This window comes from Bacillus stercoris (genome assembly GCF_029772985.1).
In the GTDB taxonomy this organism is placed as follows: Bacteria; Bacillota; Bacilli; order Bacillales; family Bacillaceae; genus Bacillus; species Bacillus stercoris.
Genome location: NZ_CP121861.1, coordinates 352,718 through 373,277, shown reverse-complemented (window position 1 = coordinate 373,277; position 20,560 = coordinate 352,718). Strand labels below are relative to the sequence as shown.

Below are 20,560 nucleotides of genomic sequence, written 5' to 3'. Positions count from 1 at the left end.
CCCCTTTCTATGACACATTTCCAAGCTGTTCAGCCGATTTCAGCACTTCTGCCCCGTTGCAAGTGCCATAATGGACGGTATTAATGACGTCTACCGGAACCCCCTTTGACTCTCCTAATTTTTTGAGCTGCGGAAGCATATAACGGACTTGCGGCCCGAGAAGCAGTACATCCGCTTTATCGATATGATTTTGTACAGAATCGCCTGAAACTGCCCAAATGGTATAGTCTTTTCCTTGTTCCTGCGCACTTTTTTCCATCTTGCTCACCAGTAAGCTAGTAGACATGCCTGCTGCACAAACGAGTAATATATTCATGTAAAAGACCCCCTAGAGTTTGATCAATCTTGTTATATCCTGCTGTTGCTATCATCATATTATGAAATCGCTTTCATAAACACTCAAGGTTTTTCCGCAGGAAACGGAAAAAAGGTATATACAGGCTGTCAGCTTAGCTTTTTTTGGTCAAACACATCCGAAAGCTCTTGATACGAACGGCATTTGATCAGCTGGTTCACCGCCGCCGGGTCATCCAAAATGCTGCCCAGAAGTTTATACATGCTTTGCAAATCTGTTGTGTTCTCCTTCTCGACACAAAGCAGACAGACAAATTGAACACGCTGATTCTCCCAATCGATCGGTTTTTTGAGCGTACAAACGGCCCAAAACGTAGTTTTTGTCTGCGGAACAAGCGGGTGCGGGATGGCAACTAGATTGCCAAAGCACGTTGGCGACATGTCTTCTCTTTCAAAAATGGAATCTATGATTTCTTCATCTGCATAGCCGCATTCGACCGCTTTCTGCCCTAAAAATTGAATCACTTCTTCTTTTGTGCGCAAATCCTCCTGAAAAAAAACGAGTTCCTTTCTTAGATAGCGATCTGCTTTTTCCTTGTCATCACTTAGAATGGATTCTATTTTTGTAAAGTCAGTTCCGCCTAAAAGTGTGTTAACTTTCAGTACGGGTACAGGGAGCTCTTTTTTCATCGGAATGGTGCTGATGACAAAATCAATGGATTCATAGGATATTTGGTCAAGACTGTAATACTCAGCCGTTCCAAGAATATCGAGCCGATTGCCGAAATGGGAACGGAGTTTTTCGCGCAGAAGCTGGGCGCTTCCGGCACCCGATGCGCATACAATGATACAGCGTTTCGGCGGGCTTTCTGTTTTTTTTCGTTCAATCGCGGCGCCAAAGTGGAGAGCCAAATATCCAATTTCGTTTTCATGAATGTCGATGCCTGTTTGTTCCTTTATCACCAACCCCGCAATGATCCCAGCTTCAAAAGCGAGCGGGTAATGTTCCTTGATCGCTGCCAGCATCGGATTTCGAAGATTCATGCCATATCTGTTGCGGCTGATCGCAGGCTTCACATGCAGGGCCAATCCGATTTTCAGCTCTTTGTCATGCAGAATGCCGAGCTTCAGTTCACGATCAACGGCTTTGATCATGGCAAATGTCAGCTGATCGGTTTCTTCTTCTATTGAAAATGTGTCCTCTCCGCATTGTGATTGTGTCATTCGTTTTGTGCCAAGGAGATGCATGGTGATGTACGCTGTCTCGTCTTTCGGAAACGTAACGGCAAGCGCTGATTCCAGTTCTTTTACGATGGCTTCTGCAGCCTGGTATTCTTTTTGATGCAGGATATGATCCATATCTTCAGGGAAAAGAGATACATAGTTTTCCGTTCTGATCCGTTTACAGGCGATAGCGATATGGATAATGAGGTTATTCAGTCCCAAGTTGGACAGAGGAATGCGGTCGTTTCTCATTTTTTTCAGGATGGCGGAACGGATGATCTCAATTTCTTCTTTTGGCAAAATATCAGCCTTTTCATTCAAAACATCCATCTCCGTTTCTCTTTCATCGACGATGTACTCCGCCATACAGTACCTCATCTGCACCTCGTCCCCGCGCAGCTTGAAGCCATAATTCGGACGTGTTTCCATGACGATGCGGTAAGGCAGCAGACGTTTCTTTACTTCCTTTATATCCGATTGGAGTGTAGATTTTGAGATAAATAGTTCTTCAGCCAGTTCATCGAGCTTGAGGTAATGATCCGCCAGCAGCAGACGTTTCATCAGATAGGCCATTCTCTCCTCCGGCAATACCGGCAGGCCCTTTTTTTGCTGAAACACATCTTGCAGCAGCACCCTAAAAGTCTGCTCATCATTAATGCTGAGCTTGTAGCCGGAGCCTCTTACCGATTGTACAAAGGCACCGTGGCCGCTTAGTACACCTTGCAGTTCCTTTATATCATTGCGGACCGTCCGCGTCGTTACATTTAATTGTGCGGCAAAAAACGAGCTTGTCAACGGGGCTTCAGCCGCCATCAGCAAGCGCAGAATATCACGAAGTCGCCCATGAAGCATGAGAAAAACCTCCTATCTAGTAGATGCAGGGATTCAGTGAATAGGCAGAAAGGATGATGAAGGGATGCGAAATGTATATAAATTCTATAATGGAGAGAATGGCAAGTCAATGAACATCCGGAGGACGAGAGGAAAACTGACCCATAAAAAACAGCCGGGGTCAGCCGGCTGTTCTGGATGTTGACATATTCTTTTGTTTAGATGCCTTTCGATCCTTCATGATTTTTCGAACAATCGGGTAAATGAGCGGCGCCCATTTGAAAACGGTTTTGATCATCTTTTTCAAAGCTTCGATTCTCCCTTCTTTTTTCTCAACCATTCCCCTGATTGCCGCTTGCTTAAACATGCTAACGCGACACGTACCTGTTTCCCGTCACCCAGAAACGCCATGGATAATCGCGGGCCTCCCCGCTGTTGTCGATGCCGATGCGCGGACCGGTTGAAATCTGCTCCGGTGTGTACCCTTTTTCAATGTAAAGCGGCTCTTCCGTGATCCAGCGCCCATAGTCATTCATCGTGACGCCAAGCGCTTTTGTGAGCTTTCCGGGACCGTTTGTCCATTCCCTAGGACTCCTGCCCAGTCTTCTCTCCTCCATTAACAGCTGGCCTTCATGCGGCTCAATCGCCCTGATTAATACCGCTTGCGGGATATTCTCTTCAGCGGCAACGACATTCAGCAATGTATGAGTGTGCATCACATATGTATACACCCGCCCAGCTTCTGCAAACATGATTTCAGTCCGCTTCGTCCGGCGGTTGTTAAAGCTGTGTGCCGCTCTGTCCCCAGCCCCCATATAGGCCTCTGTTTCCACAATATAGCCTGACGCTATGCCTTCGTCTGTTTCTTTTACAAGAAGGCAGCCGAGAAGCGATGGGGCAAGCTCAAGAGCGGTTTTTTGATAAAACGTGATGGGCAGCGGATTTTTTTCTCTCATCACGAATCGACCTCTCCTTTTACCGATTTTTGTACATTGTACCATTCCCGAAGCAGATGAAAAAAAACGGCTGTTTTAAAATCTTTCCATTCAGGGAATATTGTTACCGTTCAAAAAAGGAGGGTCAACCCATTGAAAGATGATCATCATAACAAGCAGCACGGATCAAATGCCCGGGGCAGCGAGGATGCGCTTTCTCATAAGACATCCGGGAAAAATGAGTCAGAGGATACCTTAACGAATAGGCAGGGGCATCCTGTTACTGACAACCAAAATGTGAGAACCGTCGGGAACAGAGGGCCTACAACGCTTGAGAACTATGATTTTCTCGAAAAAATCAGCCACTTCGACCGAGAACGCATCCCAGAGCGCGTTGTTCATGCCAGGGGAGCAGGTGCACACGGGTATTTTGAAGCGTACGGAAGCTTCGGAGACGAACCGATTTCAACATATACCCGGGCCAAACTCTTTCAGGAAAAAGGCAAGAAAACACCGGCATTTGTCCGTTTTTCAACTGTGAATCATGGAAAACACTCACCTGAAACATTGAGAGACCCGCGCGGTTTTGCCGTAAAGCTATATACAGAAGATGGAAACTGGGATTTGGTCGGGAACAACCTGAAAATCTTTTTTATCCGCGACCCGCTGAAATTTCCGGATCTTGTACACGCATTTCAGCCTGATCCAGTGACCAACATCCAGGATGGTGAACGTATTTTCGATTTCATTTCTCAGTCTCCTGAAGCGACGCATATGATCACTTTCTTGTTTTCGCCTTGGGGCATTCCGGCCAACTACCGGCAAATGCAGGGTTCAGGGGTACATGCCTATAAATGGGTAAATGAGGAGGGCAAGGCCGTTCTTGTGAAATACCATTTCGAACCGAAGCAGGGTATCCGCAACCTGACACAGAAGGAAGCAGAAGAGATCCAAGGGAAAAACTTTAACCATGCCACACAGGATTTATATGACGCGATCGAAAATGGCGATTATCCGGAGTGGGAAGTGTATGCCCAAATCATGAGTGATGATGAACATCCTGAACTGGACTTTGATCCTCTTGATCCGACAAAACTGTGGTATAAAGACGATTTCCCATGGAAACCGATCGGCAAATTGGTGCTTAACAAAAATCCGGAAAACTACCATGCGGAAGTGGAGCAAGCTTCATTTGGAACGGGGGTGCTTGTCGACGGTCTTGATTTTTCCGATGACAAACTGCTTCAAGGGCGGACGTTTGCCTACTCTGATACGCAGCGCTACCGTGTAGGCGTAAATTACCTGCAGCTCCCGATCAACTCGCCGAAAAAGCATGTCGCCACCAACCAGGAAGGCGGGCAAATGCAATATCGGGTTGATAGAGCAGAAGGACAAAACCCGCACGTCAACTATGAGCCATCCATTATGGGCGGGCTGAATGAAGCGAAGCAAGATGGAAAAGACCATACCCCTCATGTTGAAGGTGATGTAAAGCGTGAAGCGATTGACAGAACAAACAACTTCGGACAGGCTGGAGAAACGTACCGGAGATTTACTGAATTTGAACGGAACGAATTGATTACGAATTTGGTGAATACGCTTTCTACGTGCCGAAAAGAAATTCAGGATCAGATGATTGAGAATTTCACAAAAGCTGATCCTGACTATGGAAAACGCGTCGCGGAAGGGCTGAAAAAAGCTTCCGAAAACAACAGCAACGGGCCGATCGGCACAACTGAAACGGAACAGGCTGCAAAGCAGGCTGAACAGGAGAGCCATCCATCTGATCCGTATTAAAAACAGCGAACAGGGCTTTTTTAGAAGTCCTGTTTTTTATTTTTCTATTGAAACGCTTTCAATAATTGTGTTGTACTGGAAGGAAAGGGTGGAGAGAACAATGAAATTACAGCAGGACTTGATTCCTCAGAAAAAAACAATCGGCGCTTTAGATCACGCCGTTTTTTTATGCATGGTATTTTGTTTCTGGTTTTCAGGCTATATTTATGTGCCTGTATTCAGCCTGTATTTGGAGGATCTGCACTTTTCATACGGCGCAATCGGCATCATTCTCGGCAGCTACGGGGTCACGCAAATCCTTCTGCGCTTCCCGCTCGGCCTTCTGTCAGATATCCTGTTTTCTTTGCGCAAGCAATTGTTAATTGCCGGGTTCGGCTTTTCCGTCCTAAGCAGCCTGCTATTTCTGGTGTTTGATTCATTCTTCTTCGTGCTGGCCGCCCGGCTGTTTGGTAGCATGATCAATTAATAGCTTTCATACCGCTGGAAGCGCCACACAGAAAACATGGCAAGAAGCATGATGCACAGTATGGAGAAAGTGAGTGACCATCCGAAAAAATCTGCCCGCTCTCCATGAAGAAGGATATGCTCCGCCTGCTTGCAAAGCTCGGCCGGAAGCCACTTCGCATGATCTGGGAATAGTGAGACAGCAAAGGAAACAGCTGCTGTGAAGCCGATCCCGCAAGCCGCAGCTGCTCCGAGAGACCGGAATATCGTGCTTCCGGCAAGACCGGCAGTCACAATAAATATCACCCAAAGAGCGTATAGGCCAAGACTTGCGGCAAAGCGGCTGAATGATGCGTCCTCAAACAGCAGCCGGACGTAATAATAAGCAAGCCCATATCCAGCTGCGAACGACAGAATGCCGATCACACTTTGGGTGAGCCATTTACTCACGATATAATGGGCTGCCGTCACAGGCCGTGACATGATCATCGCCGTTACCCCTTGATTCCTTTCATTGGCTACACAGCCCATCACACTAAAGATGATCAGAGCCATGCCAAGCGTGTTGAATTGAGAAAGCGTGCTGACCATCACTTCAGACCCGGAGGGCACCGTAAAACTGATTTTCATGCCATCAGGAAGATTTCCTCCATGTTCGATGATGTCCGGCATATAATAAATGGTCAGCGGCTGTGTCAGCCCGACGATCATCATCGCAATCGGCAGCCAAACCAGCTTGCCGCTTTTCCACCCTTCCAGCCATTCCTTCTGCAATAGCGCCATCATCACCTTCATGCGTGCACCACCTTGAGGTAGACGTCTTCGAGAGACTCGGTTTTCTGTTCAAAACGGGTGACGGTCAATCCCTTCCGGATACAATCACTTAATAAGGACCGGCCAGCGTGTATATCAGGCAGTTCGAAAACAGCTTGGGATTGATTCTTATAGACAATAGCTGAGATGTAAGGCTTCTCTTCAAGCCAGCCCTTCAGCTTCTCTTTCACTGTAAGGGTAAAAACGTTCGTTTGATGCTGTTTTTTCAGCTCCTGCAGCTCACCTTTCCATGAAACCTCACCGTTTTTCATAATCACCACTTGATCACACACCTGCTCTGCATCGTGCAAAACGTGTGTTGAAAACAGAACGGCCATATGCTTCTTCAGCTCCCGCATCATGTCCAGCACCTCGAACCGTCCTGTCGGATCAAGTGCAGACACCGGTTCATCCAATATCAAAAGCTTCGGTTTATGGAGCAGTGCCTGTGCCAGACCGAGTCTTTGTTTCATGCCTCCTGAATAGCCTCCGATCCTTTTGTGTGCAGCTTCGTGCAAACCGACAAATTCCAGCATCTCACCGATCTCCTCTTGGCACTTTTTCTTTGGAAAACCGGATAGTCGCCCGGCAAATATTAAAAATTCATTTGCGGTCATCCACGAAGAAAAAGCAGGATACTGCGGGAGGTACCCAATCAAACGCCGATCCAGCTTTTTTTCTCCTAACAGCTTAATGCTTCCGGAGGTTGGCGAAAGCAATCCGGCCAGCATTTGCAGAGTCGTGGTTTTGCCGGCTCCATTAGGCCCTAATAGTGCGACACACTCATTTTCATTCACGTGAAAACTGACATTCTTTACAGCTTCATGATGCCGATATGTTTTGCATAATGACTCAATAGACAGCATGCCACTCACCTTTGCTTTCTGCCGACGGTGAAAAATAAAATCGGCCCGATAATATTGATACATACGATAATTGCAGCCCACATCCACTTTGGCCCGTTTGTCCGCTCTTCTTTTATGCAGCTGATGAGAGCAAACACCGCCAAAGCCAACTGTAATACAATCAGCGGCAAAATCATTTCCCAAGAAATATTCATTGCTTGATCCCCCTTTTCTTCCGATCAGGCCTAATGACAAAAAAGTAATAACAAATCAGCGGCATCGGGGCTGTAATCAATCCGACAATCCCCCAAACCCATGCCATGCGATTTCGTTTTTTCGCATCAATAAATAAAAAGATTCCCTGCGCCAATACGATGAGATAAGCCGTAACCGTGATGACAATTTCTGTTTGTGTCATCGGCGCTCCACCTCGCATTCCCCGAGCTGTCTTTTTTTCTCGGTCACAATCAAAATCGGCAGGGTAGCAAGCACACAAACCTGAAGTACAATAAACACAGCGGGAGCTTGAGTGAATGCCAGGATCGCCGCACTCACAACCATCAGCGCGCAGAATACAAATAAGATGATCTCTTTTAGCAGTTTTCTTCTGCGTTCAGCTTTCATTTGTGACAGCTGGTAAAGCAGTTCTTTTTGATTCGGTATAGAGGGATTGGCTGTTTCATCAATTTTCTGCAATTCTGATTTTAAATGAAGAGATACCTTTTCTTTATTCATCGTCCCACTCCTTTCTGATTTGCTGGAGCCCTTTATGCACTCTGGACTTCACCGTGCCTTCCTTGATCTGCAGCATCAGCCCGATTTCGGCGTAGGTATAGCCGTAGTAATGCCTTAATAAAACCGGCGTGCGCAGTTTAGGGTCCAGCTTTGAAAACAGATCGAGCGTTTCGCTCCATTCTGCTCCTTTCACTGACACGTCCCACTTGATCTTGCGGATTGCTTCCTCCGTAACCGCCTGATTCCGTTTCCATTCTCTCTTTCTCTTTTTTTGGTGATCGAGGTAGAGCCTGGATGCAATAGAAATCAGCCACGTGGAGAATTTGGAACGGCCCTGGAAGCTTCTTAAATGAATGTACCCTTTCAAAAAGGTTTCCTGAACGAGCTCCTCACTGAGGTCAGGATGAAGAGAAAGTTTTAGCAAATATTTATATAAAAAAGAATAATGATAGTGGAAAAGAGCTGTAAACGCTTCGTCGTCTCCCTCTTTCGCCTGTTGTATCAGCTGCTGTTCTTCGTGTGTATCCAATGGCCGCGATCCCCCCTTTTTTTGTTTTTCTGCCTTATGTGACGACACCGGATTTAAAAGCGTTCATCTTTTTTTACAATTCTTTTCAGCCATTGACAGATCAGGCTTCCCAGACGTTTGGCTGCATATCCTTATTTGTAAACCCCCTCATAGTCTGTTAAGCTATGACTTTATGTCGATTTCAAAAAAACATCCAATATGGAGGACGATGCATTGAAAGTAGAAAGGCGAACGATTGAATATATTCCGAATGAAGAAAGACATGGTAAAGCGAAAGATTTATTTCCCGTATGGTTCGGGGCTAATATGCATATCACCACGTTAGTGACCGGCACGATTCCCGTTGCAATGGGACTTAATTTATTTTGGAGTGTTGCCGCTATTATTTGCGGAACCTTAATCGGTGCCATATTTATGGCGTCTCATTCCGCGCAAGGCCCTCAGCTTGGCATCCCGCAAATGATTCAAAGCCGTGCCCAATTCGGCGTAATTGGAGCGATTCTTCCCCTCTTCTTAGTCATGTTTATCTACCTTGGTTTCTTCGCAAGCAGCACGATTTTGGCGGCCGGAACCTTAAGCAGCTTTGTTCCCATCCCGGGATCATGGAGCATTATAGGCTTAAGCGCCGTATGTTTTTTACTCACCATTTTCGGTCATGATTTGATTCACAAAATGCAAAAAATCCTTTCTTGGACCTCTTTTGCTGTGTTTTTCGCTGCAACGATTCTTATTTTTCAATTGCCTATTCCGGCAGGCAGCTGGATTCCCGGAGCAGTTGATCTGCCCATTTTCTTGGTGGCAGTCAGCGCAGTTGCGACGTGGCAGCTTGCCTACGCGCCGTATGTTGCCGATTATTCAAGATATTTGCCAGTCCAAACACCGGCTTCAAAAACATTTTGGTACAGCTATGCAGGTACGTCTGTCAGCTCCATCTGGATGATGCTGCTCGGCGCTTTGCTGACAACTGCACTGCCTGACTTTACGGCAAACTCAGGAAGCCAGATTGTCCAATTGTTCGGTCCCTTCTCATTTATTATGCTGATCATTGTGTTATTTGGACAAATGGCAATCAATGTTTTTAACCTGTATGGAGCTTTCATGTCCACGACAACAACGCTGGAGCCGTTTCTGAAATTAAAAGTCACGCCCAAAGTCAGAATCACCATGATCCTGGGTGTCACGCTTGTCGGCACAGTCTTAAGCCTGCTGGGGCAAAGCAATTTTATGGAGCTGTTTTTGAGTTTTATCTTTTTTATCAGTTATTTCTTAATTCCATGGACGGCCATCAATTTAGTCGATTACTACTTCGTCCGCCACGGAAAGTATCAAGTCAAAGCCATGTTCGATGTAAACGGGCCTTATGGAAAGGTCAATTGGATCACCACGATTGCGTTCGTTCTGTCCATCTTGTTGGAAATTCCGTTTATCAATACAACCTTTTACATCGGACCGCTAGCCAAAATGTTTGGCGGCGGAGACATCGCATGGATTGTCGGCCTGGCCGTGCCTTCTGTGCTTTACTATGTATTAATGAAACCGCGTCTGAAAAAACGGGCGGGGTATCAAGAAAAGCTGTCTTCTCTATGAAGACAGCTTTTTATCATTCAAATCGCTTCCACACGCGGGGCAGCATGTCAGAGAGCTCGTGAGCAAGCAGCGTATGAGCGGAATGCTCGTCCGTCCAGAGCTCGGCGCACGCGCCGTGCAGATAGACTGCGTTTAATATGGCGTGCTTTGAGTCCTCATGGCAGCAGAGCATCCCCAATATCATGCCCGTCAGCGTGTCACCGGTTCCGCCTTTGGCGAGCGCCCCGTTTCCGGTTGGGTTGAGCCAGCAGTCGCCATCAGGAAACGCGATGACGGTTTGATTTCCTTTTAATACAATGACAGTCTGCAGCCGAGCCGCCCACTCCTTTGCATGCTCCGCTCTTTTGGTTTGCAGCTCGTTCACTGGCACTCCTGTCATGCGGGAAAATTCGCCCGGGTGCGGCGTAAGGATGACAGGCGCCTCCCGTTTCGGATATGTGCGCTTTGCCAGCGCTCCGGCATCCAAAACAACAGGGCAATCCGCCGCAAGTGCATGATCGACTGCCTGCTGTACGCTTTCCGTTTGCGGAAGACCTGATCCGATGGCAATGGCCCGGTACTTCTCTTCAAGCTGAGCCTCCGCCGCTTTTTTCCAGCCGTTACGCCAATAGGTCGCCTCAGGCAGAACAGGAACAATCAGCGGGATCACGCTTTCAGACGTGCCGATGACAAGCTTGCCGAGACCGCTCCGCATCGCCCCGAGCCCCGCCAGAAGCGCCGCGCCCGGCATGTCGTCGCTTCCCGCCAGCAGCAAGGCCGTACCGTACGTGCCTTTATGGCTCTCGGCATCTCTTTCAGGGAGCGAGGCCCTCACATGCTCCTCCGTCCAAAATGGAATATTCATCTCTATCCCTCCTCTGCTTTCTTTTCCTATTTTTCCTGTACCTTTTCTTTTTCAAACAAAAAAGACAGCCTTTTAGGGCTGTCTTTTATTTTACAGGAACATCAAGGTGATACAGGCGGCGATATCGTTCGTTTGCCGCCAACAGCTCCTCATGGGTTCCTTCCATTTCCGTTTTGCCGTTTTCGAGAAATACGATTTTATCGGCTGCTTCCACTCCCGCGAGATGGTGTGTAATCCATAGAATCGTTTTTCCTTTCAGCACCTCAAACACCGTTTCCATCAATTCACGCTCAGTGATGGGGTCGAGGCCGACTGTTGGCTCATCAAGAATGATGATCGGCGTATCCTGCAGCAAGATCCGCGCAAGTGCGATCCGCTGGCGCTCTCCACCAGAAAAACGGATGCCCGTTTCCTGTACAGAGGTATGATATCCGTCAGGAAGCGACTCAATGTAGTCATGCAGCTTGACCTGCTTTGCGGCACGGCGCACATCCTCGTCGCTTGCTTCTCCGTTTCCGAGCCTGATGTTGTTCAAAATACTTGTATCAAACAGGTGCGGTTTTTGATTTAACACAGCCACCGCATCAGCAATCTGATCCTTTAACAGCGCTGTCTCCACTCCGTTTAACGTTACAGAACCGGAGTCCGGTTTTAAGGCGCCTTCGATTAATGCAAGCGACGTTGATTTCCCAGAGCCGCTTCGGCCAAGCAGCGCCATTTTTTCTCCTTGGCGCAGCGTAAAGGAAAAGTTGTCAAGCACTTGGCTGCTGTTGTCATAAGAAAACGTCACATCACGAAAGGACAGGGTAACATCTTGGAGATCAAGCGTTTGTGCTCCTGATTCTGTTTGTGATGCCTCCGCCTGAGGAGCCACCCTGTTCATGCGTTTGATAGAATCCTGATAGCCCGGCACTTCGCCTAAGGCATCCGAAAGCGGCAAAAAGGCTTCCGTCAGCGGGAACACCACAAGCACAAAAGCGGCAATCATCGTTTTAGCGAGCTCGCCGTCCGCTTGCTGTCCTGCTGTCCAAAAGAGCATCAGCAAAATAAGACCGGCGACAAGGCATTGCGCAGCAAAGTCCCGCCATCTTGTAAAGCGTTGTTTTTTCCGTTCAAGCTCAAACCAATCATGCTCCTCTTTTTCATACGCATCAATAAAAGCATGCCGGCGTCCGCTGAACATCCAATCGCTGACACCCATCACGGCATCTGTCAAACGGCTGTACAGCACATTCCGTCCGCTTTTCAGCTTCGCATTCCTCGCTCTCGTCACGAGCAAAGACACAACCGGAAACAATACAACGAGAACAAACAAATACAGCGCAATCAAGATGGCAAACGGCCAAGAGAAGAAGCCGAGCGCTATCACTGACACAGCATACAGTAACAAGGCTGAGATCGCAGGAAAAATCGTTTTTAAGAAAGCATCCTGCAAATGCTCAATATCCTCAGACAAAATGCCGAGCATATCCCCTGTGCGAAAACGGGAACGCAGCATCAAAGCACCCGGCTCAAGCATATTGTAAAGGCGGACGCGCATGTCGGATACGATTTTCAAAATGATGTGATGGCCGACGAGCCGTTCCACATATCGCGACACCGACCGTGCAATCCCAAAGGTGCGGACAGCGACAATCGGCACATAAATAAGAAGAATATTTTCCGGCCTTGTCGCTGCTTTAGAAATCAAGAACCCTGAGGTGAACATAAGGAAAGCAGCAGAAAAAATCGTCACCGCACCCAAAAAGATAACCAGAACGAACAGGCGGGCATTTTGCTTAATATACGGCAAAATCCATTCTTCTTTCTTCATGCTCTTTCCCCCAGTTGTGCCTTCACGAGTTTGGTGTACACACCGTTTTTCTTCAGCAGTTCATCGTGAGTCCCGATTTCCGCAACCCTGCCCCCGTCAAGCACGATAATTTCATCCATATCAAGCATCCAGTGAAGGCGGTGAGTCGCGAGAAAGACGAGCTTATCCTCAAATAAATCCAGCATCGTTTCTTTTATTTCATATTCTGTTTCGATATCAAGATGGGCGGTCGGCTCATCCAGCAGCAGAATCGGGCGGTTTCCCAAAAAGGCGCGGGCCAGCGCGACACGCTGTGCTTGTCCGCCGCTGAGCGCCCGGCCGCCTTCCCCGATTCGCCCCTCTAATCCGTCAGGAAGCTTATCCACCAGCTCCGTCAGACCCGCCGCAGCAGCGGCACGGACTGTATCCTCTGCCAAAGCGCTTGGGTGGTAGAAGCGAATGTTATTGCTAAGCGTATCATCAAAGATGTACGGATGCTGAGGGATGTACAGAAGATTTTTCTGCCAGCTGCCGTCCTGCAAATGGGACCGGCTTGTGCCATTCACCTCAATCATCCCGCCATCCGGCTCTAAAAATCCGCCGAGGATATCAATTAATGTTGATTTTCCGGCACCGCTTGCACCGATAATGCCGATTTTTTTCTTACCTTTGAAAGACAGATCAATATCAGACACCGAACGGCCGACTGACACGCCTGACAGCTTCAGCTCATCCTGATCACCCCAAGCCTCGAGCTGAAGCGGCGTCTCTTCTTTAAAACCAGGCTGTGACAAAATCTCTTGAATGGTTTTTCCTGCTTCCTGGCCGTTCAGCGTTGCATGATAATCATTCCCCACTTCCCGCACCGGCAGAAAATACTCAGGCGCCAGAATAAGCGCCGTTAAAGCGGGACCAAGCAAAATATCGCCGTCAATCAGGCGCAGGCCCAGAAACACCGCGACTGTCGCCACCGACAGCATCGTGAAGAAATCGAGGGCGAATGATGATAAAAACGCCACCCGGAGTGTGCTCATTGTTGCTTTGCGATACCGCTCACTCACGTAGAAAATATTTTTGCTGTGTGACTTGCTCAAACCTAGGAAACGCAATGTCTCCAGCCCGCGAAGAGAATCAACAAAATGATTGGAAAGTCTCTGATAGGATTTCCACTGGCGATCCGCTTTTCTCTGTGCGACAAGGCCAAGGAGAATCATAAAAATGATCAGAATCGGCATCGCTGCTACTAAAATGACGGCCGACGTACGATCCTGGAAAAACACATAAATGACAACCGCCGCAGGCACAATCGCCATACTGACCATTTTCGGCAGAAACAGCTCCAGGTAGCGGCGGAACTGGCTGATGCCTTCCATCGCCAGCGTCACCATTTGCCCCGTGCCCTCTTTCTTTGCAAAGCGGGGGCCTAAACGGAACAGCTGATCAAGAAAACTTTTTCTCAAATCTGCTCCTGTCCGGGCGGCATATTGATAGACGATTTTCTGGCGCGCCACCGTCACCCCGTGCCGGGCGATAAAAGCGATGAGGAAAAAGCCGATCACCGGAAACAGGGAGGCAATGCTCTTCCCATTGAACAGTCCGGTTACGGCTTCACTCAGCCACTCTGCCTGCATAATAATAGCGGCTGTCTGAATCAGCGTTAAACAAGTAATCACGGTGAGAATCCGCTTCATTCCTTTATATCGAAACAGGTCTTTTCCCATTAATAAGTCATAGGCTCCTTATGGCTGACGCGCTTCCGGAAGACATAATAGCTCCAGATCTGGCTGCCGATGACGAACGGCAATAGCGTTAATGCTGCAATTGACATGACTTTAAGCGAATAATCACCGGAAGAAGCGTTAGCTACTGTTAAATCGTATGCGCTTTGAAGCGAGCTGACCATTACGCGAGGGAATAGGGAAATAAAGATCATTCCCACGGTCAGCGCAAGACCAGCGCCTGTCATCCCAAATGTCCAGCCGTCTTTTTTCTTACGGATAAATACAGCCGCGAGCATAAAGCAGATGACAATCAAAACAACGAGCGGAATGGTAATTTCTCCGCGGCGTGTAAACATGTCTGTCTGATACGCAGAAAGAGCCGCGAAGGCAAGAACCGCTACAAAAACAACACCCATTATCTTTTGTGCCATTTTCCGGGCGCGGTTTTGCAAATCACCAATCGTACGCAGCGTGATAAACATTAATCCGTGCTGGAAGCAAAGAAGTGTTACCGTCACACCGCCAAGTATAGAATATACATTGATATAATCAGATACATGTGCGTGAATGTTCATGTCAGCATCAATCGGCATTCCGCGGAATAATGTCGTGAACAGAACACCAAGCACAAACGGAGGAATCAGACTGCCGAAGAAAACGACCCAGTCCCAAACCTTTACCCATTTCAAATGATCCACCTTGCCGCGGAACTCAAACGCGACCCCGCGGCCCATTAACGCAAGCAGCACAATGACAAACGGAATGTAATAACCGCTCAGCATCGTTGCATACCAGTTTGGAAATGCCGCGAAAATGGCGCCTGCGCCAGTCAAAAGCCACACTTCATTCGCGTCCCAGAACGGCCCGATCGTGTTGATCAGCACTCTGCGTTCTAATTCATTATGGCCAAGAAAACGGGTCGCCATGCCGACCCCGAAATCAAAGCCTTCCAAAAAGAAGAATCCTACAAACAATACAGCAACGAGTATGAACCAAAGATCATGAAGAGATGCCATGGTATACCTCCTGACTAAATGGATCTGTTGATACAGGCACTTCATGATGATCATCATGCTCGGCACCTTTTTTAATCTCACGGATAAACAAGAAGACAAGCAGCGCGCCCAGAATCATGTACATCACACCGAATGCGATGATTGAGAATAACAAGGAGCCCGCTGTTACGTTAGGCGACACGGATTGAGCCGTTGTCATCAAGCCCATAACCGTCCAAGGCTGACGCCCGATTTCTGTCATAATCCAGCCCGCGGAGTTCGCAAGAAACGGGAAGGATATCAAAGCGATCATGATGCGCAAATACCATTTGCTGGTTTCAAGCTTTTTGCGGCGGTTCAGCCAAAGGCCGCCTAACGCTGCAAGAATCATGACAACGCCTGCGCCAACCATGATGCGGAAGCTCCAGAATGTCGTTTTGACCGGCGGAATATAGTCGCCTTTTCCGTATATTTTTTCGTACTCAGCTTGAAGTGTCTTCATCCCTTTGACACTTCCGCTGAATTTCTGATAAGCCAAGTAGCTCAAGGCATAAGGAACTTTGATTTCATTTGAGCTTTTTTCATTTTTTGTATCGATCGTCGCAAAAGCGGTCCAAGCAGCAGGGTCACCGCTGTCTTCCCACAGGCCTTCACTGGCAGCCATTTTCATCGGCTGTGATTCCATTAAGTGCTCAGCCTGCATGTGTCCGCTAAGGCCGACGCCAAGACCTGCACAAAGGCCAACGATCATTGCGAGTTTAAAAGATTGCTTAAAGAACGGCACTTCTTTTTTCTTCAATAGTTTAAAAGCACTCACTCCGGCAATAAAGAAAGCCCCGGTGGCAAGCGCACCGAAAATAACGTGCGGGAATTCAACCCAAAGCTGAGGGTTTGTGATCAGCGCGCCAAAGTCGTTCATTTCCGCGCGGCCGTTTTTGATCGTAAAGCCGACCGGCTCCTGCATAAAGGAGTTTGCTGTTAAAATCCAGAAAGATGACATGATCGTTCCGAATGATACGAGCCATATGCAGAGAGCGTGAATTTTCTTCGGCAGGCGATCCCAGCCAAATATCCATAATCCGATAAAAATAGATTCCATAAAAAACGCCAATAAGGCTTCAATCGCAAGCGGAGCGCCAAATACATCTCCGACAAAACGGGAGTAATCAGACCAGTTCAGTCCAAACTGGAATTCTTGCAAAATCCCCGTTACAACACCGACTGCGAAATTTATTAAGAATAAGTGTCCCCAAAACTTTGCCATTTTGAGATACAGCTCATTTTTCTTCACAAGATAAAGAGTCTCCATCAACGCAACCATAAACACAAGCCCGATAGACATCGGCACAAACAAGAAATGAAACAACGTTGTAGATGCAAATTGTATGCGGGCTAATACCAATTCACTCATGCTTTCTCCTCCATTTCCGGTTGAATCTGTTAATTTGCTCACCACTTCACAAATAGAACCAAAACTTTGATCAGTAATTCACAAAATAGACGAAAAAAATATTGTTCAATATTTCACAAATGTATTAAAAAGTCGTCCAATATGATGCAAGATTGCTAGACTGACAAAATGACACAATCTCTGACTGGTTCATATTAAGTACTTTACAACGATTCATTTCAAAAATAAAGCCTAAAACACCTAAAAAGTCCCATACTATGTGACGGTTTTTTGTCTATTTTGTTGCTTATTTATGTCGGCTGCTAGGATAAATGACCCTTTATCATCGTACATCAACACATCGTTCCTTGCGAACAAAATGCTCACACCCGCTTCAGCACTCGAGTCTCAGCATTCCGTCATAAACCGATTTTAGTCAGAATGCCTCTTTCCATTTAAGCCGGCAAGAGGAGAAAAGCTGAATAGTAAATTTTTAATATATTAATAATTTCAATTTTTTAGTATACTTAACATAGTGAACAATTTCACTGCATCAAGAATAGGGGAGGTTTTTCAATGGGAGAGCTTCAAACACACATGCAATTGCAAACGGATACAATTCACGAAGGGGTTCGAAAAGAGAATTGGTTTGCGAAAGCCATGAATATAAAAGTAGGCATCATACCGCTTCCTGTGTATGCCTTGCTGTTTATATTAATCACTGTTTTTGTTATGCATCACGATGTAAAAAGTGACATTCTGACATCCATTGCCGTCATGGCGTTTTTCGGGTTTACCTTTGCCCAAATCGGCAAATCGATACCGATTGTTCGTTCTATCGGCGGCCCGGCCATCCTAGCTACTTTTATTCCATCCGCTGTCGTGTACTATCACCTGCTGCCTAATGATATCGTCAAATCCACAACAGAATTTACAGAAAACTCAAACTTTCTATATTTGTTTATCGCCGGTATTGTCGTCGGAAGCATCCTCGGCATGAAAAGAGAAACACTCGTAAAAGCATTTATGAAAATCTTTATTCCGCTTATTGTCGGTTCTGTCACAGCCGCTATTGTCGGACTGGCTGTCGGGACTTTGCTCGGAATCGGATTTCAGCATACACTGCTGTATATCGTTATTCCTATCATGGCCGGAGGAGTCGGAGAAGGTGCTATCCCGCTGTCCATTGGCTATTCTGACATCATGCCCATTTCTCAAGGGGAAGCGTTTGCACTTGTTCTCCCATCGATTATGCTGGGCAGCCTGTGCGCGATTATTCTAGCGGGCTTGCTGAACAGAATCGGAAAGAAAAAACCGGGATTGACTGGAAACGGCAAAGTGGACCGCTCCGAAGAAGAGTCCCCTGCGCTGGAGGAATCACAGAGCGGTCAGCACATGTTCAACCTTTCTTTATTTGCGTCAGGCGGTATCCTTGCTGTTTCTTTATACTTAGTCGGCATGCTCGCCCATGATTTTTTCGGATTTCCGGCACCCGTTGCCATGCTGTTACTGGCTGTTCTAATCAAGCTGTTCAGATTGGCGCCTGCCTCAATTGAAAATGGCGCGTTTGGAGTATCCCGCTTCTTTTCAACAGCTGTGACCTATCCGCTGCTCTTTGCGATCGGGGTATCCATGACGCCGTGGGACAAGCTTATCGCTGCTTTTAACCTCAGCAATATCATTACAATTCTGTCTGTCGTTTTGACCATGATGGCCGTCGGCTTCTTCACTGGTAAATGGCTGAACATGTATCCGATTGAAACCGCCATTATTAATGCTTGCCATTCAGGGCAAGGCGGCACCGGTGACGTCGCTATTTTAAGCGCGGCGGAAAGGCTTGAGCTGATGCCGTTCGCCCAGGTGTCTACCCGCATCGGGGGAGCGATTACAGTATCCTTAACCTTATTGCTGCTGCACCAATTTTATTGATACACCTCGGAGCAAGTTCTTCGGAAAACGAAAGAGCTTGCTTTTTGCATGTCCGTATTTTTGCAAGTTCCCATCCCATGCTATAGTAATAGTTGGAAATACTAGATAGAAAGGAATTTGGCATGCCTATGGGAACTCATCTATTTCTCTTTATGCTTCTCGGCCTGGGATTTTATTTGATATCAGCCCTGGCTGCAAAACTCATTCCGGCCATAGACTTCTGGATTGATATTGTGCTATGGGTCGGCGCTGCAGTTTACATCTTCTCTCATCTCTCATTCATGGACGGCATTGTCTCAATGGCGACAATGTTCTACTGCTATTGGACCGCAATGGATCTCATTGTTTCAGAGCGTGCGGAAAAACCTTCGGGAGACTGGCAGGAAATCGAGCTTGCCAAAAACAAAACACGTCTCCTGTCAGACATTACGCTGACCGCCATTGTGTTTGCCGGAGCTGTTATTTTTTTCATCTATGGACCTGACACAAGCCCTCTCAAATATGTGATCCTTCTCGGCATGATCTCCGGCGGAGGGGCACTGGTGAAGCGAATACTGAATGTTTTCAGCGTAAAGGTTTTTTATTCAGCAGCCTTAGAAAAATTGCATATCAGCTCACACTATGAAACCCGGTCATACCCGCTTTCCGATTTGAAGGACATTCAGCTTGAATCAACGGCTGATCTCTTAAAGCTCCATCCGCTTATGACGATGTATTCATCACGTTTAGATTTGACAACAAGCTTTCAGCAAGTTATTAAACTGTCTCTTCCCGGCGAAACACTGTTTCTGACGGTGAAGGAACCGCAAAAATGGAAAACGATTTTCCGAGAATACACAGATGAAGAAATCAAAGTGGACAATGTGATTTCTGTTTTGCCGTTTTATCATAGAAAAAATGTGAAGCGGCTGCTCGGGAAGCTTTATTTTGCCGCCAGCGTAAAAGGGATATCCGCTTACGCCTTATTGGTGCTCGTGTTATACGCATTACACGCCTCTCCATGGGTCATGGCTGTTGCCGTGCTCCTGTATTGGGTATTCAACATGTACATGTCAGACCGTGTGTTGCGGGCGGCGATGGACGCCAAGCCCTGTCATCATCCGCATGTACAGACAGCGGCCGATAAGATTTTCCGCAAGGCCGGCATTTCTCATGTCCGCATATACGAAACGGAGAGTGATGATTACAACGGAATGGCTGTAGGCATGAACATCGGGAGGTCAATGGTCATCCTGACAAGCGCCACACTAACACTTCCGCTGCATGTCATCGAAGGCATTCTGGCTCATGAGGCGATTCATATTAAAAAACGTGATGTACTGTCATCACAGATTTTGCGTTTTCTCTATCTTGGAGCTGTCGTTGGGATTATCCTCTTGTTTGAGCAGCATATCATCCACCCCGAGGCCCACAAAATTGCGCTCTGGGCTTTCATTATGGCAATCATTGTCCTGTTTCAGCTCTATCAATCCTTTTGTTCACAATGGATGGAGGTGCGTGCTGACAACCTTGGCGCTTCCTTGCTGGAGGGCGGTTACAAACAAATGGCTGAAGCTTTGAGAATCTTGGCGGTTCGGCAGGATGAGGACATACAGAAACAAAGTGCCTATAGCGCTGAAGCAGATGAAGACGAGCTTCAAATTGACTCTCTCACCCGGGATAAAAGCTGGCTTTTCAGATTGATTGATTTTCAGTTCGCCCCTCATCCTCCTATGTATTGGCGTGTCGGCACTTTATTGTCAAACAAAGGACACGGGGTGCTGAAGCGTTGGCTCAGAGACCGCCTGAAAGAATCGATCACTTTGAAATGAAACCGGTCAGCGTTTCATCCGTATAACAAATATGGTGAAAAAAG

Annotated in this window: 19 protein-coding genes and 1 pseudogene; 5 read left to right on the top strand and 15 right to left on the bottom strand. The window is 47.2% G+C overall.

All coding sequences use genetic code 11. From position 1 onward, the window contains the following. Positions 1–7: 7 nt before the first annotated feature. The 4 genes from licB to QA442_RS01960 all read right to left on the bottom strand — a co-directional run bounded on the left by licB (position 8) and on the right by QA442_RS01960 (position 3,308). Positions 8–316: a PTS lichenan transporter subunit IIB gene (licB, locus tag QA442_RS01975; protein WP_069150575.1), complete on the bottom strand. Its 309-nt coding sequence runs from the start codon at positions 314–316 to the stop codon at positions 8–10. 128 nt (positions 317–444) lie between these two features. Continuing rightward, positions 445–2,370 (bottom strand): transcriptional regulator LicR, encoded by a 1,926-nt coding sequence (gene licR / locus QA442_RS01970; RefSeq protein WP_095431087.1) that lies wholly within the window; start codon positions 2,368–2,370, stop codon positions 445–447. 160 nt (positions 2,371–2,530) lie between these two features. After that, on the bottom strand, positions 2,531–2,689 hold the full coding sequence (locus QA442_RS01965) for a hypothetical protein (RefSeq protein ID WP_095431146.1): 159 nt from the start codon (positions 2,687–2,689) through the stop codon (positions 2,531–2,533). 28 nt (positions 2,690–2,717) lie between these two features. Next, a complete protein-coding gene (locus tag QA442_RS01960) occupies positions 2,718–3,308 on the bottom strand; it encodes a DNA-3-methyladenine glycosylase (protein ID WP_080488014.1) in 591 nt (196 codons plus the stop codon). 129 nt (positions 3,309–3,437) lie between these two features. Here QA442_RS01960 and katX point away from each other — a divergent pair, with 129 nt between their 5' ends. After that, a complete protein-coding gene (katX, locus tag QA442_RS01955; protein ID WP_095431086.1) occupies positions 3,438–5,081 on the top strand; it encodes a catalase KatX in 1,644 nt (547 codons plus the stop codon). A gap of 100 nt (positions 5,082–5,181) precedes the next feature. Then, positions 5,182–5,538 (top strand): annotated as a pseudogene (locus QA442_RS01950) (MFS transporter); the annotation flags it as partial. Between the two features lie 5 nt (positions 5,539–5,543). On the opposite strand, the gene QA442_RS01945 reads toward QA442_RS01950, so the two are convergent. Genes QA442_RS01945 through sigY form a run of 6 tightly spaced genes read right to left on the bottom strand, consistent with a single transcriptional unit; the run spans position 5,544 to position 8,447 of the window. After that, positions 5,544–6,320: an ABC transporter permease gene (locus QA442_RS01945; RefSeq protein ID WP_095431085.1), complete on the bottom strand. Its 777-nt coding sequence runs from the start codon at positions 6,318–6,320 to the stop codon at positions 5,544–5,546. After that, the gene (locus QA442_RS01940) at positions 6,317–7,204 is read right to left on the bottom strand and encodes an ABC transporter ATP-binding protein (RefSeq protein WP_069838430.1); all 888 of its coding nucleotides are present in this window, start codon (positions 7,202–7,204) and stop codon (positions 6,317–6,319) included. Before QA442_RS01940 ends, QA442_RS01945 begins: the two co-directional genes overlap by 4 nt. A 5-nt stretch (positions 7,205–7,209) precedes the next feature. After that, positions 7,210–7,398: a sigma Y negative regulator YxlE gene (gene yxlE / locus QA442_RS01935; protein ID WP_003227293.1), complete on the bottom strand. Its 189-nt coding sequence runs from the start codon at positions 7,396–7,398 to the stop codon at positions 7,210–7,212. Next, positions 7,395–7,601: a sigma Y negative regulator YxlD gene (gene yxlD, locus QA442_RS01930; RefSeq protein ID WP_069838429.1), complete on the bottom strand. Its 207-nt coding sequence runs from the start codon at positions 7,599–7,601 to the stop codon at positions 7,395–7,397. The genes yxlE and yxlD overlap by 4 nt, the downstream gene beginning before the upstream one ends. Next, positions 7,598–7,918, bottom strand: a complete 321-nt coding sequence (locus QA442_RS01925) for a YxlC family protein (RefSeq protein WP_040081385.1) — start codon at positions 7,916–7,918, stop codon at positions 7,598–7,600. Before QA442_RS01925 ends, yxlD begins: the two co-directional genes overlap by 4 nt. Then, positions 7,911–8,447, bottom strand: a complete 537-nt coding sequence (gene sigY / locus QA442_RS01920; protein ID WP_014665908.1) for an RNA polymerase sigma factor SigY — start codon at positions 8,445–8,447, stop codon at positions 7,911–7,913. The genes QA442_RS01925 and sigY overlap by 8 nt, the downstream gene beginning before the upstream one ends. Before the next feature lie 213 nt (positions 8,448–8,660). On the opposite strand from sigY, the gene QA442_RS01915 reads away from it, so the two are divergent. Next, positions 8,661–10,034 carry a cytosine permease gene (locus QA442_RS01915; protein WP_014665910.1) on the top strand — a complete coding sequence of 458 codons (1,374 nt, stop codon included), beginning with the start codon at positions 8,661–8,663 and terminating at the stop codon, positions 10,032–10,034. A 13-nt stretch (positions 10,035–10,047) separates the two neighbouring features. On the opposite strand, the gene QA442_RS01910 is transcribed toward QA442_RS01915, so the two are convergent. The 5 genes from QA442_RS01910 to cydA all read right to left on the bottom strand — a co-directional run bounded on the left by QA442_RS01910 (position 10,048) and on the right by cydA (position 16,797). Then, positions 10,048–10,878 carry an NAD(P)H-hydrate dehydratase gene (locus QA442_RS01910; RefSeq protein WP_095431084.1) on the bottom strand — a complete coding sequence of 277 codons (831 nt, stop codon included), beginning with the start codon at positions 10,876–10,878 and terminating at the stop codon, positions 10,048–10,050. A gap of 85 nt (positions 10,879–10,963) precedes the next feature. Further along, positions 10,964–12,691 (bottom strand): thiol reductant ABC exporter subunit CydC, encoded by a 1,728-nt coding sequence (gene cydC / locus QA442_RS01905; RefSeq protein ID WP_095431083.1) that lies wholly within the window; start codon positions 12,689–12,691, stop codon positions 10,964–10,966. Next, positions 12,688–14,391: a thiol reductant ABC exporter subunit CydD gene (cydD, locus tag QA442_RS01900; protein WP_095431082.1), complete on the bottom strand. Its 1,704-nt coding sequence runs from the start codon at positions 14,389–14,391 to the stop codon at positions 12,688–12,690. Before cydD ends, cydC begins: the two co-directional genes overlap by 4 nt. Then, entirely contained in the window at positions 14,391–15,407 is a 1,017-nt protein-coding gene (gene cydB / locus QA442_RS01895; protein ID WP_069838425.1) for a cytochrome d ubiquinol oxidase subunit II, read from the bottom strand. Before cydB ends, cydD begins: the two co-directional genes overlap by 1 nt. Further along, complete coding sequence (gene cydA, locus QA442_RS01890) at positions 15,391–16,797, bottom strand: cytochrome ubiquinol oxidase subunit I (protein WP_095431081.1); 1,407 nt, start codon at positions 16,795–16,797, stop codon at positions 15,391–15,393. Before cydA ends, cydB begins: the two co-directional genes overlap by 17 nt. A gap of 555 nt (positions 16,798–17,352) precedes the next feature. On the opposite strand from cydA, the gene cimH reads away from it, so the two are divergent. Both cimH and QA442_RS01880 read left to right on the top strand, forming a co-directional pair. Continuing rightward, entirely contained in the window at positions 17,353–18,705 is a 1,353-nt protein-coding gene (cimH, locus tag QA442_RS01885; protein WP_095431080.1) for a citrate/malate transporter CimH, read from the top strand. A gap of 122 nt (positions 18,706–18,827) precedes the next feature. Then, positions 18,828–20,516 carry a M56 family metallopeptidase gene (locus tag QA442_RS01880; RefSeq protein ID WP_095431079.1) on the top strand — a complete coding sequence of 563 codons (1,689 nt, stop codon included), beginning with the start codon at positions 18,828–18,830 and terminating at the stop codon, positions 20,514–20,516. Positions 20,517–20,560: the final 44 nt, after the last annotated feature.

Coding starts and splice junctions, on each gene's coding strand:
- licB (WP_069150575.1), bottom strand. CDS start 316: ATGAATATATTACTCGTTTGTGCAGCAGGCATGTCTACTAGCTTACTG.
- licR (WP_095431087.1), bottom strand. CDS start 2,370: ATGCTTCATGGGCGACTTCGTGATATTCTGCGCTTGCTGATGGCGGCT.
- QA442_RS01965 (WP_095431146.1), bottom strand. CDS start 2,689: ATGGTTGAGAAAAAAGAAGGGAGAATCGAAGCTTTGAAAAAGATGATC.
- QA442_RS01945 (WP_095431085.1), bottom strand. CDS start 6,320: ATGAAGGTGATGATGGCGCTATTGCAGAAGGAATGGCTGGAAGGGTGG.
- QA442_RS01940 (WP_069838430.1), bottom strand. CDS start 7,204: ATGCTGTCTATTGAGTCATTATGCAAAACATATCGGCATCATGAAGCT.
- yxlE (WP_003227293.1), bottom strand. CDS start 7,398: ATGAATATTTCTTGGGAAATGATTTTGCCGCTGATTGTATTACAGTTG.
- yxlD (WP_069838429.1), bottom strand. CDS start 7,601: ATGACACAAACAGAAATTGTCATCACGGTTACGGCTTATCTCATCGTA.
- QA442_RS01925 (WP_040081385.1), bottom strand. CDS start 7,918: ATGAATAAAGAAAAGGTATCTCTTCATTTAAAATCAGAATTGCAGAAA.
- QA442_RS01910 (WP_095431084.1), bottom strand. CDS start 10,878: ATGAATATTCCATTTTGGACGGAGGAGCATGTGAGGGCCTCGCTCCCT.
- cydC (WP_095431083.1), bottom strand. CDS start 12,691: ATGAAGAAAGAAGAATGGATTTTGCCGTATATTAAGCAAAATGCCCGC.
- cydD (WP_095431082.1), bottom strand. CDS start 14,391: ATGGGAAAAGACCTGTTTCGATATAAAGGAATGAAGCGGATTCTCACC.
- cydB (WP_069838425.1), bottom strand. CDS start 15,407: ATGGCATCTCTTCATGATCTTTGGTTCATACTCGTTGCTGTATTGTTT.
- cydA (WP_095431081.1), bottom strand. CDS start 16,797: ATGAGTGAATTGGTATTAGCCCGCATACAATTTGCATCTACAACGTTG.
- cimH (WP_095431080.1), top strand. CDS start 17,353: ATGGGAGAGCTTCAAACACACATGCAATTGCAAACGGATACAATTCAC.
- QA442_RS01880 (WP_095431079.1), top strand. CDS start 18,828: ATGCCTATGGGAACTCATCTATTTCTCTTTATGCTTCTCGGCCTGGGA.